Origin of the sequence: Streptomyces albidochromogenes, from assembly GCF_005981925.1 — a bacterium.
Classification (GTDB): Bacteria; Actinomycetota; Actinomycetes; order Streptomycetales; family Streptomycetaceae; genus Streptomyces; species Streptomyces albidochromogenes.
The window spans coordinates 37,689-53,266 of the sequence record NZ_VBVX01000003.1; the positions used below are offsets into that span (position 1 = coordinate 37,689).

Below are 15,578 nucleotides of genomic sequence, written 5' to 3' on the forward strand. Positions count from 1 at the left end.
ACCCCTGGCGGGGACCGGTCACAGCAGGTCCCTCGCAGGGTCTCGTTCCAGGTGCGGGAGAAGACCCGCCGCTCGCCCTCGTACCCGTCGAGCGTCGCGTCCACGAAGAACTCGCTCTCGCTGCACCGCAGTTGGGTACGGGTCTCCACCCGCACGTCCCAGTCGTCCCGGCGAAACCGCATCGTCCAGGCCGACTCGCCGCCCACCGAGGTGAAGTCGTCGGCGGTGGCGGTGTAGCGCTCGTACGCGCGACAGCCCACGTCCAGCCCGATGTCGTCGATCCGCACGGTGCCCCGGTCCTTGACGATCTCCAGCGCGGACTCGTACCCGATGAGGTCGCGCTTGACCTCCCAGCGCTGCTCGGGGGCCGACAGCCGGGTGGAGGCGAGCGGCGGGGCGCCCTCGGGCTCGCCGAAGGGGCGCTGCGGCAGCTCGTCCGGTTCCTCCACCGGGCGCACCGGCAGCGTCAGGGTGCTCGACCGCTCGTGGACGCTGAGCAGGACCGGCCGGGGCGGCGGCCAGGCGAGCGGCCAGTACGACGTCGACAGGGAGAGCCGGATGCGGTGGCCGCGCGGGAAGACCTGGGCGACGCCGTTGAGCTGCACCGTGGCGCGGTAGCGCCGCCCCGGCTCCAGCGGTTTCGGTTCGCCCGTGCCGTCGCGGTGCGTCAGGTTCAGCACGCCGTACGTGACCCGGGTGGCCCGGCCGTCGGGTGCCACATCGGAGAGGCGGGCGGCGACCGTGGCCACCGGTTCGCTGACGGACAGGTCGAGTTCGACCGTCGGGGAGCCCAGGATCTCGACCGGTTCGCTCAGTTCCCCGGTGTCGAAGACCAGGGACCCGCCGTCCTCCTCGCGCTGGTCGTACGGCAGGTCCGGCGGGGCGTTGTAGGACGCCCACTTGCCGGCGAACTGCCCGACGGACAGCGGTGACTGCACGGTCATCGCCTCGCCGGCGTCGTCTCCGAGGGGCCCGGCGGCGTCGGCCGGCGTGACGATGCGGTGGCGCAGCAGCGGATGCGCGACGGGGCGGATGTGCGGCGAAGGCCACTCGGGTTCGCCGACCCACCGGCCGGGCCGCTCCTCGTACGAGGTGGAGGGCGGCACGCTCTCCTGCATCCACGTCTGCAGCATGGGCCCGTCCATGACGCCGTTGTCGACGCCCTTCAGCCAGTGGTCCCACCACTTGACGACCTCCTGGAGGTAGCCGATGGCCGGCCCGGGCTCGCCCAGGTGCGGGAACTTGTGGGACCAGGGCCCGATCAGCCCCTTGCGCGGCACGTCCAGGTTCCCCAGCAGCCGTGTCACGGCGTTGGAGTACCCGTCGGCCCACCCGCTGGACGCGAGGACCGGGCAGCGTACGGCCGTGTAGTCCTCGCACACCGAGGCGTGCCGCCAGTAGTCGTCGCGGCGCTGGTGGCGCAGCCACTCCAGGACCCACGGGCGGGTGTGCTCCATCCGTTCGTGCCACATGTCGCGCCAGCGGTCGCCGACCACCGCCGGGTCCGGCGGGCACGTGGCATACGCGAACATGGTCCCCGCCTCGGCGAGGTTGTCCGACAGCATCGCGCCGCCCATGTAGTGCATGTCGTCGGCGTACCGGTCGTCCGTGAACGACGCGATGACGACCGCGCGCAGGCTCGGCGGCTGCCGGGCCGCCGTCTGGAGGGCGGCGAACGCGCCCCAGGAGATGCCCATCATGCCGGTGGAGCCGTCGCACCAGGGCTGTTCCGCCAGCCAGGCGAGCACCTCCTCGGCGTCGGCCTGCTCCTGCTCCAGGTACTCGTCGGCCAGCACGCCCTCGGAGTCGCCGGTCCCGCGCAGGTCCACCCGCACGCAGGCGTAGCCGTGGCCCGCGATGTAGGGGTGGTGGATCGAGTCGCGCACCGCGGTCAGGTCGCGCTTGCGGTACGGGATGTACTCCAGGACCGCCGGCACGGGCTCCTCGTCCGAGGAGACCGGACGCCAGACGCGGGCCGACAGGTGCGTGCCGTCGGACATGGGGACGACGACGTGTTCTTCTTCCTTCGTCGCGTGCGGCAGATTGCTCACGAAACGCATACGGCTGGGCCGCTCCTTTCCTCGGGTGCTCAGACGTTCTTCTGGTCGCGCCCGCCCGGCGTGGTCTCGTCGAAGGCCAGGTTCAGTGCCGCCACACAGCGGTCGTACTTCTCCCGCAGTTCCTCCTCGCTGTCACCGCCCGTGAAGATGTGGGCCAGCTCGTAGCTGTAGCTGTCCTGCTGCGGGGTCTCCGAGAGGCGCTGCCCCTCCTCGGGCACCACGTCGACCCGGACGCCCGGGATCTCCCGTTCGATCCGCTCGATGTCCTCGGCCGTGGGCACCTGACGCGCCGCACCGTCCGCGAACCAGCGGTAGTACCACTTGGCGGCCACCTTGTACCGGCCCGCCCGGTGCGGCAGCGCGGGGTCCTTGCCCAGCGCGAGGCTGATCATGCAGTGGTGGTTCGGGACACCGTCGACGTACTCGAACAGCTCGGCGTGCGACTGCGAGTGCCGGGGGTTGATCTCCAGCAGGTTGATCGCGTCGGCCTGCGGGTCGTAGAAGTACTCGATGCTGAACGTCGCCGCCTCCATGCCGATCTGCCGCATCACGCGCTCGGACACGTCGTGCAGGCGGCGGATCACCGGCTCGGGCAGGGCGGAGGGGTACTGGTGGCGCAGGAAGCTGGAGGAGTCGGGGTAGTTGATCGAGTCGAGGACGCCGTAGACGGTCACCTCGCCGTTGTGGACGTACCCCTCCACCGCGACCTGGATTCCGGACAGCGCCTCCTCGGCCAGGCAGACCTGACCGCCGACCCCGGCCATCTCCTCGGGCAGGTCGAGCCGGTCGAGGATGTACTCGAAGGGCCGGCCGACCCGGGCGACGCCCTTGCGGATCTCGTCGACCGCCTCGCGGAACTCCTGCTGGTCCTTGACGCCGAAGGCCAGTTCCGAGGAGTACGACAGGGCGGGCTTCAGCCACATCGGGAAGTTCACGCCCTCGGGCGGACGCGGGTCGTCCGTCTCCAGATCCACCCGCCCGAAGCGCGGATGCGCGTCGGCGACCTTCTGCTGTTCGAGCCGGCTCCAGTACTTGTGCTCGCACTTGACCACCGACTCCAGGCCGGTGCTGCGCGTGCCGTACCGCTCGCTGAGCATGGGCACGAGCGTGCTCACGGGGAAGTCCCAGTAACCGACGATCGCGTCGATGCTGCCGTCGAAGTCGTCCAGCACCTTCTGCGCCTTCTCGAACAGGTCCGCCACCGAGACCTCGCCGTGCTGGAGCTCCTCGATCGTCAGAAGCGGGTGGAAGGCGTAGCTCTCCACGTCGGGCACGGCGCGCAGGGTGGGCAGGTTGGCCTCGTCCAGGCCCAGCACGAATATGTTCTTGCGGTCGCTCACTGACTCTCCTTCGTCGGCTCGTCCCGATCGCCTTCCTCGTCAGGCGCTTCTCACACATCGGATCGGGGAACCGGCGGTCCGGGCGGGGTCAGGAGGAGCCGCGCACGACGAGCGAGGTGGGGAGCACGATGTGCTGCCTCGGCGCTTCGGGGTCGGCGATCTCGCGCAGCAGCACCCGGGCGATCGTCGTGCCGATCTCCTCGGTGGGCTGGCGCACACTCGTCAGGGGCGGGTCGGTGTGGCGGGCGAAGAACGAGTCGTCGAAACCGACCACCGCCACGTCGTCCGGGACGCGCCGCCCCCGCCTGCGCAGTTCCGCCATCGCGCCGACGGCCATGACGTCGGACGCCACGAAGACGGCGTCGAGATCGGGTGCGGCTTCAAGAAGCGAACGCATGGCCCGCTCTCCACCCGCCTCGGTGAAGTCGCCCGTCGCGACGAGGCGCCCGTCCGCGGCGCGGCCGGCCTCCGCCAGCGCGTCCCGCCAGCCCTGCAGCCGGGTGCGGCCCACGTCCATGTCCAGGGGGCCGGTGATGGTGGCGATCTCCGTCCGGCCGCGGGCGATCAGGTGGCGGACCGCGGCGGCCGCGCCGCCCAGGTTGTCGGCGTGGACGTGGCTGAGGGGCTCGGCGGGGGAGCGGCGGCCGGCGAGCACGGTCGGCAGCCCCATGTCCTCCAGCAGGCCGGGCAGCGGATCGCGCTCGTGCACCGAGACCAGCAGCACGCCGTCGACGCGCCGTTCGGCCACCGAGTCGGTGAGCTGGTCCTGTTCGCCCTTGTCCCGTACGAGCATCAACTGGAGCTGCGTCCTGGTGTCGGCCAGCGCGGTGCTGACGCCCCGGATGACGGCGGAGAAATAGGGCTCCGAGCCCAGCCGGCTCTCCGACTCGGGGATCACCAGGGCGACGGAGTTGGTCCTGCTGGTGACGAGACCGCGGGCGACGGAGTTCGGCACGTAGTTGAGCTCGGCGATCGCGGCCAGGACGGCGGCGCGGGCCTCGTCGCTGACGAGCGTCGAGCCGTTGATGACACGTGAAACAGTCGTACGCCCCACTCCGGCGCGCGCGGCCACGGTTTTGATGGTCGGCCGCTGCCTTCCCCCCATGGCTTCCTCCTCGTGGAACGGCGTCCGGGCGCCGTTCACCAGCGCATTGTGCCAGAAGGCGATCGGGCGGGCCGGACGTCGGCGGATTGTCCCGCGACATCTGCCCGCAACGAAGTCGATTCAAGTTCTTGACAGAGAGTATGCGCGGCGGCCACTCTTCGAGCACTTGGTGGGAACGTTCCCACCTCGCCAGTGGGAACGTTCCCACTTCACCAATCGAGGCCACAGAGCGGACAGACCGGCCGGAACGCCGGGGCGTCGGCGCCGCCACTGGGAGGGCTACATGGACAGGGCTCGCAAGCTGTTGCGTACAAGGGTTGTGGCTGCCGTTTCGACCGCCGCCGCACTCGGTCTGGTCGTCGGATGCAGCGGCGGCCCGGACGGCGGGGGAGGGACCGGAGGCGGCGTCAAGGACGGCAAGACCACCATCACCATGGGCCTGTTCGGCGTCATGGGATACAAGGAGACCGGCCTCCTCGACCAGTACATGAAGGAGAACCCGAACGTCCGCATCGAGGCTGAGGTCGCCGGCGACGAGCAGACGTACTACACCGCCCTCCAGACGCACCTCGCGGCGGGCAGCGGGCTCAAGGACATCCAGGGCATAGAGATCGGGCGCGCCAAGGAGCTGGCCGACACGCAGGCCGCGCGGTTCGCCGATCTGTCCGGCGTCGAGGGCGCCGACCACTTCCTGCCGTGGAAGCTCAGCCAGGTCACGGCCAAGGACGACAAGGTCATCGGCTTCGGCACCGACATCGGGCCCATGGCCGTCTGCTACCGCAAGGACCTGTTCGCACAGGCGGGTCTGCCGACCGACCGCGATGAGGTCGCGAAGCTGTGGGAGGGGGACTGGTCGAAGTACGTCGAAGCGGGCAAGGACTTCAAGAAGGGCAACAAGAACGACAAGGTCGCCTTCATGGACAGCGCCAGCGGCCTGTTCAACGCCATGATCTACGGCAGCTCCGAGCAGTTCTACGACGAGTCCGGCGAACTCGTCTACAAGGACAACCCCGCCGTCACCGAGGCGTGGCAGCTCGCCGCCGAGGCCGGCGGCACCGGACTCACCGCGAAACTGCGGCAGTTCCAGCCGGGCTGGGACCCGGGCCTGGCCAACGGCACCTTCGCGACGGCGGTCTGCCCGGCCTGGATGCTCGGCCACATCAGTGAGAAGGCGGGGCCGGCGAACAAGGGCAAGTGGGACGTCGCCAAGGCGCCCAAGGGTGCGAACTGGGGCGGCTCGTTCCTCGGCGTCATCGACAAGAGCCCGGTGAAGGAGGAGGCGAAGAAGCTGGTCGCCTGGCTGACCGCACCCGAGCAGCAGGAGCACGTCTTCAAGAAGATCGGCAACTTCCCGTCCTCGCAGGAGGCCCTGAAGGCCCCCGCCGTCGTCGAGGCCAAGTCCGCGTACTTCAACGACGCCCCGATCGGAAAGATCTTCGGCCAGGCCGCCCAGGAGATCCCCGACAAGCAGGTCCTCGGGCGCAAGGACGGCACGATCAAGGACATCTTCTCGCAGGGGCTGACGCTCATCGAGTCGCAGAACAAGAGCCCCGACGCGGCCTGGAAGGCCACGGAGGAGCGGATCGAGAAGGCCACCGGCTGAGTCCGGCCGCCCCGTTGTCCCGGCGGCCGCCGCGATCCCGAGCGGTCGCCGGGACACCGCAGCCCCACCCACGTCTCACGAAGGATGCCCTCTCGTGGCCACCTCCCTCCCGACCACCCGGACCGGCGAACGGGAACGCTCGCGCCGGCGGCGGCGGACGCTGCTCCACCGGCTCGACCTGCGCGGAGCGCCGTACGCCTTCATCACACCGTTCTTCGTGGTGTTCGCGGCCTTCAGCTTCTATCCGCTCGTGTACACCGCCTGGATCTCCCTGCACCGGGTCGAACTCGCCACCATGAACGTCATGGAGTGGGTGGCGTTCGACAACTACACCGCGCTGTGGCAGGACGAACGCTTCTGGAACGCACTGCTCAACACCCTCACTCTCGGCGCGCTGTCCACCGTGCCGCAGCTGCTGATCGCGCTGGGCCTGGCGCACCTGCTCAACTACCGGCTCCGCGGTTCGACGTTCTTCCGCGTCGCCGCCATCACCCCGTACGCGACGTCGGTCGGCGCGGCGGCGCTCGTCTTCACCATGCTCTTCGAGCGCGACTTCGGCATGATCAACTGGATGCTGAGCCTGGTCGGCGTCGACAACATCGACTGGGAGAACAACAAGTGGGCCGCGCAGGCGGCCATCTCCACCATCGTGATCTGGCGCTGGACCGGCTACAACGCGCTGCTGTACCTCGCGGCGATGCAGGCCGTCCCGCGTGAGCGCTACGAGGCGGCCGCCATCGACGGAGCCTCCCGCTGGCAGCAGTTCATCTCGGTGACCGTGCCCGGCATCCGGTCCACCATCGTCTTCACCATCGTGCTGTCGACCATCGGCGCCACCCAGCTCTTCGGTGAGCCGCTCATCTTCGGCCAGGGCCCCATGGGCGTCACCGGCGGGGCGGACAACCAGTACCAGACCCTCGGACTGCTGCTGTACGAGGAGGGCTGGAAGAACTACCAGATGGGGCGCGCGGCCACCGTCGCCTGGGTGATGTTCCTGCTGCTGATCCTCGTCTTCGTCGTCCAGCGGGTCGTCAAACGCCTCGCGTCCCGCCGAGCGTCCTCAGTACGTACGTCCTGACCAGGAGCGAGCCCGCCATGACCACCGACAGCCTCCCCGCCCGGACGGACGTCCGCCCGCAGCCGTCCCGCAGCGAACCGCCGGCCCGGCGCCCGCTCCTCGCGCGGCTGCGGCCGGGGGCCGGCCGCCAGCACCACGCCGGCCCCGTCACCTACCTGCTGCTCACCGTCGCCGCGCTGTTCTCTCTCTTCCCGCTGTACTGGACGATGGTCGCGGCCTCGACCGACAACACCCGCGTCAGCCAGACGCCGCCGCCGTTCCTGCCGGGTCCGCACCTGCTGGAGAACCTCGGCAAGGCATGGCAGGACGCCGCGCTCGGCAAAGCGATGATCAACAGCCTCGTGGTGGCCGGTGTCATCGCGCTGTCCACCGTGCTGTTCGCCACCCTGGCCGGCTTCGCCTTCGCCAAGCTGCGCTTCAAGGGACGCAACATCCTGCTCATGCTCGTCATCGGAACGATGATGGTGCCGCCGCAACTCGGCGTCGTCCCACTGTTCATGATGATGACGGAACTCGGATGGGGGCAGAAACTCCCCGCTGTCATCTTCCCCACCCTGGTCAGCGCGGTCGGCGTGTTCTTCATGCGGCAGTACTTCACCGAGGCGCTGCCCGACGAGCTCGTCGAGGCCGGCCGGGTGGACGGCGCCCACTCGCTGCGCATCTTCTGGAGCATCGTCCTGCCGATCGCCAGGCCCCCGATGGCGGTCCTGTTCATGATCACCTTCGTGCACGCCTGGAACGACTTCTTCTGGCCGTTCATCGTGCTCGACATGACCAACCCGACGGTCCCCGTCGCCCTCACCCAGCTGAGCGCGGGCTACATCCGCGACCAGTCCCTCATCATGGCCGGCGCCCTCCTCGGCACGCTGCCGCTGCTGGCGATGTTCGTCGTCTTCGGCCGCCAGATCGTCGGCGGCATCATGCAGGGCGCGGTCAAGGGCTGAGCCCGCCCCCAGGCACACACCCGACCCCTCCAACCTCGGAAGGACCTACGTACGTGGTCACCGCAATCCGACCCACCGCGACCGCTCCCGGGACCGCGGACCGCCGTGTCTTCCCGCCCGGCTTCCTCTGGGGCACGGCGACCGCCGCGTACCAGATCGAAGGAGCCGCGGCGGAGGACGGGCGCACCCCGTCCATCTGGGACACCTACTCCCGCACACCCGGCAAGGTCCGCAACGGCGACACCGGGGACATCGCCACCGACCACTACCACCGCTGGCGCGAGGACGTCGCCATCATGGCCGACCTCGGCGTGGGCGCCTACCGCTTCTCCCTCGCGTGGCCCCGCGTCCAGCCCACCGGCCGGGGGCCCGCCGTCCAGAAGGGGCTCGACTTCTACCGCAGGCTGACCGACGAACTGCTGGAGAAGGGCATCCAGCCCGTCGCCACGCTCTACCACTGGGACCTCCCGCAGGAACTGGAGAACATGGGCGGGTGGCCGGAGCGCGCCACCGCCGAGCGCTTCGCCGAGTACGCCGGCCTGGCCGCCGAGGCCCTGGGCGACCGGGTGTACACCTGGACGACCCTCAACGAGCCCTGGTGCAGCGCCTTCCTCGGCTACGCGTCCGGCGTCCACGCACCGGGCCGTACCGATCCCGTCGCCGCGCTGCGCGCCGCGCACCACCTCAACCTCGCTCACGGCCAGGCCGTCCAGGCACTGCGCGCCGGCCTGCCCGGCGACGCCCAGGTGTCCATCACCCTCAACGTCCACCACGTGCGTCCGCTCACCGCGAGCCCCGAGGACGCGGACGCCGCCCGCCGCATCGACGCACTGGCCAACCGCGTCTTCACCGGCCCCCTCCTCGGCGGCGCGTACCCGGAGGACCTGCTGCGCGACACCGCCCACCTGACGGACTGGTCGTTCGTACGGGACGGCGACACGGCCGCGATCCGTCAGCCGCTCGACTTCCTGGGCGTCAACTACTACACGCCCACCCTGGTCTCCGCCGCCACCGAGGGCGCCGGCCACGGCTCCGACGGGCACGGCGACAGCGCCCACAGTCCCTGGCCGGGCGCCGACGCCGTGAACTTCCACCTGCCGCCGGGCGACCGGACGGCGATGGGCTGGGCGGTGGACCCCAGTGGCATGTACGAACTGCTACTCCGGCTCAAGACCGACTTCCCGGACCTGCCGCTGGTCATCACGGAGAACGGCGCGGCGTTCGACGACTACATCGACCCGCACGGCGAGGTGGTCGACCCCGACCGGATCGCGTACCTGCACGGCCACCTGACGGCGGTGCACCGGGCGATCAGGTCGGGAGTGGACGTCCGCGGCTACTTCCTGTGGTCACTGCTCGACAACTTCGAGTGGGGATACGGGTACAGCAAGCGTTTCGGCGCGGTGTACGTCGACTATCCGACGGGCCGCCGCACCCCGAAGGCGAGCGCCCGCTGGTACGCCGAGGTGGCCCGTACGGGCGCCCTGCCGGCGCTCGACGTGACCTGACCGGCCGCGGGACACAACGGCTCGGCCCGGCGTGCGGTGCGCACGCCGGGCCGAGCCGCGTCCGGCGGCTCACCAACGGTGGTGCACCCGCGCGCGCACGCGCCGGTCGTACAGTTCGCGCACCGCGTCGAGGGTGGCCCGCGACAACGCCGGCGCGTCCGCGGCCGCCGCGTTCGCGCGGGCCTGCTCGGGTGAGCGCGCCCCCGGGATCACACTGCTCACACCGGGCTGCTGGATGATCCAGCGCAGCGCCGTCGCGGCGGGCGTCGCGCTGCCGGGAGCGAGCGCGGCGAACTCGGCCGCGGCCTCGACACCCGTCTCGAAGTCGACGCCGGAGAACGTCTCACCCTGGTCGAACGACTCCCCGTGCCGGTTGTACGTCCGGTGGTCGTCGCCCGCGAACACCGTCTCCTTGGTGTACCTGCCGGACAGCAGCCCGGACGCGAGCGGGACCCTGGCGATGATGCCCACCCCGGCCTTCACGGCGGCCGGCAGCACTTCCTCCAGCGGCTTGAGGCGGAAGGGGTTGAGGATGATCTGCACGCTTGCCGTTCCCGGACGCGCCATGGCGGTGAGCGCCTCGGCGCACGTCTCGACACTCACGCCGTACGCGGCGATCCGCTGCTCGGCCACCAGCGTGTCCAGCGCGTCGAACACCGCGTCGCCGGCGTAGACGGACGACGGCGGGCAGTGCAGCTGCACCAGGTCGAGCGTGTCCACACCGAGGTTCGCGCGGGACCGGTCGCTCCAGGCGCGGAAGTTGTCCAGGACGTAGTGCTCCGGCAGCTGTTCGGCGCGGCGGCCCATCTTGGTGGCGACGAACACACCGGCGTCGGGCCGCTCGCGCAGATAGCGGCCGATCAGCCGCTCGCTGCGCCCGTCCCCGTACACATCGGCCGTGTCGAAGAACGTGACTCCCGCTTCGACGGCCGCGTCCAGGACGTCGAGCGCGTCCTGTTCCCGTACGTCGCCCCAGTCGGCGCCCAGCTGCCACGTGCCGAGGCCGACCACGGAGACGTGACGGCCGGTCCTGCCCAGAACTCGTTGATCCATGAAATACATCCTAGGTCGGCTCGCCGGCTGTCCGTCCTCCCTCACTCGCCCGGAAAGCGCAGCCCGACGAGCGCGCGGACCCTGTCCAGCGTCTCCATGACGTCGAGCGTGCCGCGCAGCGGCACCAGCGGCGACTCGGTGCGCTTCTCCCGCAGGCAGCGCATCACTTCACGCGCCTGATGGTCGTACCCGTGACCGGTCTGCGGGTCCGCGACGAGCGTGCGCGCCGCCTGTCCGTCCCGCCGCAGGATCGCGGTCCGCGGGTTGTAGAAGTCGGCGGGGAACTCGATCCGTCCCTCGGACCCGTGGACGACGGCGCCGCGCGCACTGTCGGCGGTCAGCGAGCACGACAGGACGGCCATGGCGCCGTTGTCGTGGCCGAGGACCATCGCTGTGCTCTCGTCCACCCCGGCGCCGCTCAGATCCGACCAGGCCGCCACGTGCCGGGCGGGGCCCAGCAGCAGGTGGGCGAAGGACACGGGGTACGTGCCGAGGTCGAGGAGGGCGCCGCCGCCCGCGGCGGGGTCGCGCAGCCGGTGCCCGGGGACGTGCGGCGCCCGCACCCCGAAGTCCGCGTGCACCGAGCGGACCTCCCCTATGACGCCGTCGTCGATCAGCGAACACACCTGCTGGATCAGGGGGTTGAGGTACGTCCACATCGCCTCCATCAGGAAGAGCGACTCGCGCTCCGCGAGCTCGGCCATCGCCGCCGCCTGCGCCCGGTTGAGAGCGAACGGCTTCTCGCACAGCACCGCCTTCCCGCCGCTGAGGCAGGCGGCGGTGGCCGCGGCGTGGTGGGCGTGCGGTGTGGCGACGTAGACGACGTCGATGTCCGGATCGGCCGCCAGGTCCTGCCAGCCGCCGTACGCACGCGGGATCGCATGGCGGTCGGCGAACACGGCGGCGGAGCGCTCCGAACGCGATCCCACCGCGAGCACCTCCGCCTCCGGGACGGTGGCCAGGTCCTCGGTGAAGGCGGCGGCCATGGGGCCGGTGGCGAGGATCCCCCAGCGGACCGGACGTTCGGGCATGCGCTGTCTCCTGAGGTGGCGGAAGCGGTACGGGACAAGGGTGGGAACGTTCCCACCGCCGGTCGAAGACTCACGCACCACCCCACCGCTGTCAAGGCACCCGGAGGTGCCCGCTCCGCGCGCGGGTCACGGCCCGTCGACGAGACGGGACATCAGACAGGCCGCCGTGACGGCCCCCACCAGCCGGACCTCGTCACCGTCGCGCTCGATCACCGCGACCAGCGGACTGCGCGTACGGGCCATGAGAGCCGCCACCTGCAGCAGACCGGCGTCCGGACCGACCACCGGCGGCGCGTACGTGCGCGGCGGCAGCCATTCGCCGACCGTCAGACCGGCGATCCTCTCCGCGACCTCGTCGAGGTGCCGGTCGTCGATCACGGAGACGAGGAACGGCTCCTCCAGCAGGTACTCGGGCACGAGCTGCTTGATCAGCTGGGAGCCGGGCACGATGGCGTACGGCCGCTGGTCCGAGTCGACCACCAGCAGCGCGGGGAGCTTGTGCCCGGCGAGCAGCCGCGCCGCGTCCACCGCGTCGGCGTCGACTGATATGTGGGGGTAGGTTTCCGCGAGATCACGGGCGAGCATGGCCGTTCTCCTTGCCGGAGCGCAGTCCCTACGGCCGTGAGAGCGGCGGCGTCACGGCGCCGTGGAGCTGTGGGGTGGAGAGGGCACAGTGGCGGCGCCGCCGGCCCGGACCGCCGCCACCACGGCGTCGTGCAGGTTCCGGCTGTCGGCCTCCGAGGGCGACGGCACGGGACTGCCCGCCATGGTGAACCAGTCCGCCGACCCGCTGTACTGCACGGCGATCCGCGCCTCGCCGTCGGCCCAGGTGGTGTGCACCGTCAGGTCACCGGTCAGCACACCCACCTCTTCGGTGAGCACCCCGCCGCGGCCCGTCAGCACACCGAGCGTCGTCCATGAAGCCCAGTCCATGTTTCCCAGTCTCGCATCTGTGGCCGCATCCGCGACCGGCGCGAACAGGGGCTACGAACGGGGGAGTCAGCCCTGGTCCCGGTCGTCCGCACGCGCCTCGTCAGCCGGCCGGTCGGACCGCTCCCCGGGACCGGACGTCCCTTCGGCGGACTTCCGCTCCTCCTCACGGGCCCGGCGCTTCTCCTCCTCCAACTGCTTGCGGACCTCTTCGGGCTTCTCTCCGAGCTGGTTCACGGCCCACTCCCTCGGTTCGTCACGGCGTCGTCCCGCGGCCAGGCTCACACAGCGCCGCCGCGGCCGCACGCCGGCGGCCGCGGCACGCTGGGCCGTCGGCCGCCCGTTTCGCCCGCCGGGCAGGCGAACGCCCGGGGTGGTCGATAGCCTGATCAAGAGAACGAGGACACCGATGACGCCCACGCGTCAAGAAGGGTGCCGATCGTCCGGCCGTACCAGGACCGATGAGATGCCGATCCCGGGGGTGCGCGTGCGCATGGCTCGCAGCAACGAAGATCCCCTCGACGCGGGCAACGCCGCCGGGCTGCTGGTGGACGGGGCCGGGACGATCCTCGGCTGCACACCGGCGGCCGAGACACTCCTGACCCGCCCGGCCGAGGACCTGTGCGGGCGGCGGCTCCAGGAGCTGCTGGCCGACCCCGCGGGCTGGCCCGCGATCATGGCGCGGCGCGACGGCCCCGTGTGGGAGGGCCGGGTCGCGGTGCGCGAGGCGGGGGGAGGGGAGGCGGACATCGTGTTCCGGGTGCTCCCGCTGGCTCCGGAACAGCCGGACCGCGAGGCGTCGCGCTTCTTCCTCCTGGGCGCGCCGTGGCCGCTGGTGGTGCGGTGGCGGCAGGACCACGCCTTCATGCAGGAGCTGTTCCTCCAGGAGCGCGTCGGCTTCGCCATGTTCGACCGGGAACTGCGCCTCGTGCGGACGAACACACAGCTCCTCCCGTACACGGGCCTGCCCGACGAGCTCGGCGGCCTGCACCTCGCGGAGTTCCTCTGGTCGGAGGACGCGCGCGTCATCGAGGAGCGCCTGCGCGACGTGCTCGCCACCGGGACGCCGCTGGTGTCCATGGACGCTCTCGTACGGACCCGGATCGAACCGGGGACGGGACGGATCATGGCGTTGTCCGCGTTCCGGCTCCAGGAGCCGGACGGACGGGTCATGGGCGTCACCGCCCTGTTCACCGATGTCACCGACCAGCGCGGCGCCCAGGAGCGCCTCGACCTGCTGCACCGCGCCACCGCCGTCCTCGGCAACTCGCTGTCCGTCGCCGAGACCACACAGGACCTGGCCGACGTGCTGGTTCCCGTACTGGCCGACCTGGCGGCCGTCGACATCGCCGAGGCCGTCTTCGCCCATGAGGAGCCGGGCCCCGCCCACCAGCGGCACCACGTGCTGCGCCGGTCGGCCGTGGCCGGCGTGGCCGACGGACAGCAGATCGTTCCACGAGTGGGCGGCGCCCTGCGGGTGGACATCAGCGAGGCCCCCAGGGGCCACGTCTGGCCGCGCCTCCCCGGCCTCGGGCCGGACGGCACCGACGGCACGCCCGGCCCCATGCCGCCTCCGGTGCCCGGGCTCGACGTCCGCTCCGGCATGAGCGCGCCCCTGCGGGCGCGCGGAAAACTCCTGGGCCGGGTCACGGTGTGGCGCGCGGGCAGACGCCGCCCCTTCGGGGCGGACGACCTGGCCCTGCTGGAAGAGGTCGCCTCCCGCGCCGCCCTGGTGGTGGACAACGCGCGCCGGTACGCGCGCGAGCGGCACGCCTCCGTGAGCCTCCAGCGCAGCCTGCTGCCCCCGACGTCGACCGAGACGGCCGCGGTCCAGAGCGCCAGTGTTTACCACCCCACGGACACGGCCGGGGGCGTCAGCGGGGACTGGTTCGACGTCATCCCGCTGTCGTCCGCGCGGGTCGCGCTCGTCGTCGGAGACGTCGTCGGCCACGGCCTCCAGGCCACGGCGATGATGGGCCGGCTGCGGACCGCCGTACGCACCCTCGCCGACCTGGACCTCGAACCCGACGAGCTGCTCACCCACCTCGACGACCTCGTCTCGCAGCTGACGGTCGAGAGCAGCACGTACGAGAACGGCACGGCCGGCTCCACGCCGCAGAGCGCCTACGACTCGTTCGGCGCCACCTGCCTGTACGTCACGTACGACCCGGTCTCCCGGCAGTGCGCCATGGCGAGCGCCGGGCACCCCCCGCCCGCGCTGCTGGCCCCCGACGGGACCGCCCGGTACGTCGACGTCAGCCCCGGCCCGCCGCTGGGCGTCGGCGGACTGCCGTTCGAACCCGTGGAGCTGGAGATCGAACCCGGCAGCGTACTGGCGCTCTACACCGACGGTTTGGTCGAACGGCCGCGGGCCGACCTCGACGAGGGGATGGCGGCGCTCAGGAAGCGGCTGACCACCGCGAACGCCCTGGACCGCCCGCTGCGGGACGTCGGCCGCGAGGTGGTGGCGGACCTGGCCCCGAGCCCGCTGTCGGACGATGTGACACTGCTGCTCGCCCGCACCCGGGGGGTGTCCGCGCAGGACAGTGTGCGCTGGGTCCTGGAGCCGGACCCCGCGGTGGTCGCCGACGCCCGCGCCCTCGTGGTGCGCCAGCTGTCCCGCTGGGGACTGGACGAACTCGCCTTCACCACCGAACTGGTGGCGAGCGAGCTGGTCACCAACGCCATCCGGTACGCGGGCGGCGGCCCGGTCGAACTCAGGCTCATCCGTACGTCGACCCTCATCTGCGAGGTGTCCGACCCCAGCAGTACGCAGCCCAGGATGCGCCGCGCACGGGCCACCGAGGAGGGCGGACGCGGACTGTTCCTCATCGCGCAGCTCACCGAGCGGTGGGGCAGCAGGTACACACGCCACGGGAAGACCATCTGGACGGAACAGCCGCTGCCTGGCTCCCCATGACGGCGA

The 15,578-nt window shown here is 71.2% G+C and carries 12 protein-coding genes and 1 pseudogene; 5 read left to right on the forward strand and 8 right to left on the reverse strand.

Annotation, left to right across the window (positions count from 1 at the left end; genetic code table 11):
- Positions 1–18: 18 nt before the first annotated feature.
- The 3 genes and pseudogenes from E2E34_RS00880 to E2E34_RS00890 all read right to left on the reverse strand — a co-directional run bounded on the left by E2E34_RS00880 (position 19) and on the right by E2E34_RS00890 (position 4,505).
- Positions 19–2,060: pseudogene (locus E2E34_RS00880) on the reverse strand (CocE/NonD family hydrolase).
- 29 nt (positions 2,061–2,089) lie between these two features.
- Complete coding sequence (locus E2E34_RS00885; protein ID WP_138899963.1) at positions 2,090–3,400, reverse strand: ATP-grasp domain-containing protein; 1,311 nt, start codon at positions 3,398–3,400, stop codon at positions 2,090–2,092.
- An 88-nt stretch (positions 3,401–3,488) separates the two neighbouring features.
- Positions 3,489–4,505 (reverse strand): LacI family DNA-binding transcriptional regulator, encoded by a 1,017-nt coding sequence (locus E2E34_RS00890; protein WP_138899989.1) that lies wholly within the window; start codon positions 4,503–4,505, stop codon positions 3,489–3,491.
- Between the two features lie 283 nt (positions 4,506–4,788).
- Here E2E34_RS00890 and E2E34_RS00895 point away from each other — a divergent pair, with 283 nt between their 5' ends.
- The 4 genes from E2E34_RS00895 (at position 4,789) to E2E34_RS00910 (ending at position 9,638) form a co-directional block, all read left to right on the forward strand.
- On the forward strand, positions 4,789–6,108 hold the full coding sequence (locus E2E34_RS00895) for an ABC transporter substrate-binding protein (protein ID WP_138899964.1): 1,320 nt from the start codon (positions 4,789–4,791) through the stop codon (positions 6,106–6,108).
- Positions 6,109–6,202: 94 nt separating this feature from the next.
- Complete coding sequence (locus E2E34_RS00900) at positions 6,203–7,186, forward strand: carbohydrate ABC transporter permease (protein ID WP_138899965.1); 984 nt, start codon at positions 6,203–6,205, stop codon at positions 7,184–7,186.
- Between the two features lie 17 nt (positions 7,187–7,203).
- The gene (locus tag E2E34_RS00905; protein WP_138899966.1) at positions 7,204–8,130 is read left to right on the forward strand and encodes a carbohydrate ABC transporter permease; all 927 of its coding nucleotides are present in this window, start codon (positions 7,204–7,206) and stop codon (positions 8,128–8,130) included.
- Positions 8,131–8,183: 53 nt separating this feature from the next.
- The gene (locus E2E34_RS00910) at positions 8,184–9,638 is read left to right on the forward strand and encodes a GH1 family beta-glucosidase (RefSeq protein WP_138899967.1); all 1,455 of its coding nucleotides are present in this window, start codon (positions 8,184–8,186) and stop codon (positions 9,636–9,638) included.
- A 69-nt stretch (positions 9,639–9,707) separates the two neighbouring features.
- On the opposite strand, the gene E2E34_RS00915 is transcribed toward E2E34_RS00910, so the two are convergent.
- The 5 genes from E2E34_RS00915 to E2E34_RS35195 all read right to left on the reverse strand — a co-directional run bounded on the left by E2E34_RS00915 (position 9,708) and on the right by E2E34_RS35195 (position 12,889).
- Complete coding sequence (locus E2E34_RS00915; protein WP_167518169.1) at positions 9,708–10,700, reverse strand: aldo/keto reductase; 993 nt, start codon at positions 10,698–10,700, stop codon at positions 9,708–9,710.
- 32 nt (positions 10,701–10,732) lie between these two features.
- Positions 10,733–11,722, reverse strand: a complete 990-nt coding sequence (locus E2E34_RS00920; protein ID WP_138899969.1) for a Gfo/Idh/MocA family protein — start codon at positions 11,720–11,722, stop codon at positions 10,733–10,735.
- Positions 11,723–11,848: 126 nt separating this feature from the next.
- Complete coding sequence (locus E2E34_RS00925; protein ID WP_138899970.1) at positions 11,849–12,307, reverse strand: CBS domain-containing protein; 459 nt, start codon at positions 12,305–12,307, stop codon at positions 11,849–11,851.
- 51 nt (positions 12,308–12,358) lie between these two features.
- Positions 12,359–12,655 (reverse strand): hypothetical protein, encoded by a 297-nt coding sequence (locus E2E34_RS00930; protein ID WP_138899971.1) that lies wholly within the window; start codon positions 12,653–12,655, stop codon positions 12,359–12,361.
- A 66-nt stretch (positions 12,656–12,721) separates the two neighbouring features.
- The gene (locus E2E34_RS35195) at positions 12,722–12,889 is read right to left on the reverse strand and encodes a hypothetical protein (RefSeq protein WP_167518170.1); all 168 of its coding nucleotides are present in this window, start codon (positions 12,887–12,889) and stop codon (positions 12,722–12,724) included.
- 256 nt (positions 12,890–13,145) lie between these two features.
- Here E2E34_RS35195 and E2E34_RS00935 point away from each other — a divergent pair, with 256 nt between their 5' ends.
- Entirely contained in the window at positions 13,146–15,572 is a 2,427-nt protein-coding gene (locus E2E34_RS00935) for an ATP-binding SpoIIE family protein phosphatase (RefSeq protein WP_244315451.1), read from the forward strand.
- Positions 15,573–15,578 lie beyond the last annotated feature (6 nt).

What these genes read in the sequence shown, in the direction of transcription:
- E2E34_RS00890 (WP_138899989.1), bottom strand. Translation starts at nt 4,505, where the DNA reads ATGGGGGGAAGGCAGCGGCCGACCATCAAAACCGTGGCCGCGCGCGCC.
- E2E34_RS00895 (WP_138899964.1), top strand. Translation starts at nt 4,789, where the DNA reads ATGGACAGGGCTCGCAAGCTGTTGCGTACAAGGGTTGTGGCTGCCGTT.
- E2E34_RS00905 (WP_138899966.1), top strand. Translation starts at nt 7,204, where the DNA reads ATGACCACCGACAGCCTCCCCGCCCGGACGGACGTCCGCCCGCAGCCG.
- E2E34_RS00915 (WP_167518169.1), bottom strand. Translation starts at nt 10,700, where the DNA reads ATGTATTTCATGGATCAACGAGTTCTGGGCAGGACCGGCCGTCACGTC.
- E2E34_RS00920 (WP_138899969.1), bottom strand. Translation starts at nt 11,722, where the DNA reads ATGCCCGAACGTCCGGTCCGCTGGGGGATCCTCGCCACCGGCCCCATG.
- E2E34_RS00925 (WP_138899970.1), bottom strand. Translation starts at nt 12,307, where the DNA reads ATGCTCGCCCGTGATCTCGCGGAAACCTACCCCCACATATCAGTCGAC.
- E2E34_RS00930 (WP_138899971.1), bottom strand. Translation starts at nt 12,655, where the DNA reads ATGGACTGGGCTTCATGGACGACGCTCGGTGTGCTGACGGGCCGCGGC.
- E2E34_RS00935 (WP_244315451.1), top strand. Translation starts at nt 13,146, where the DNA reads ATGGCTCGCAGCAACGAAGATCCCCTCGACGCGGGCAACGCCGCCGGG.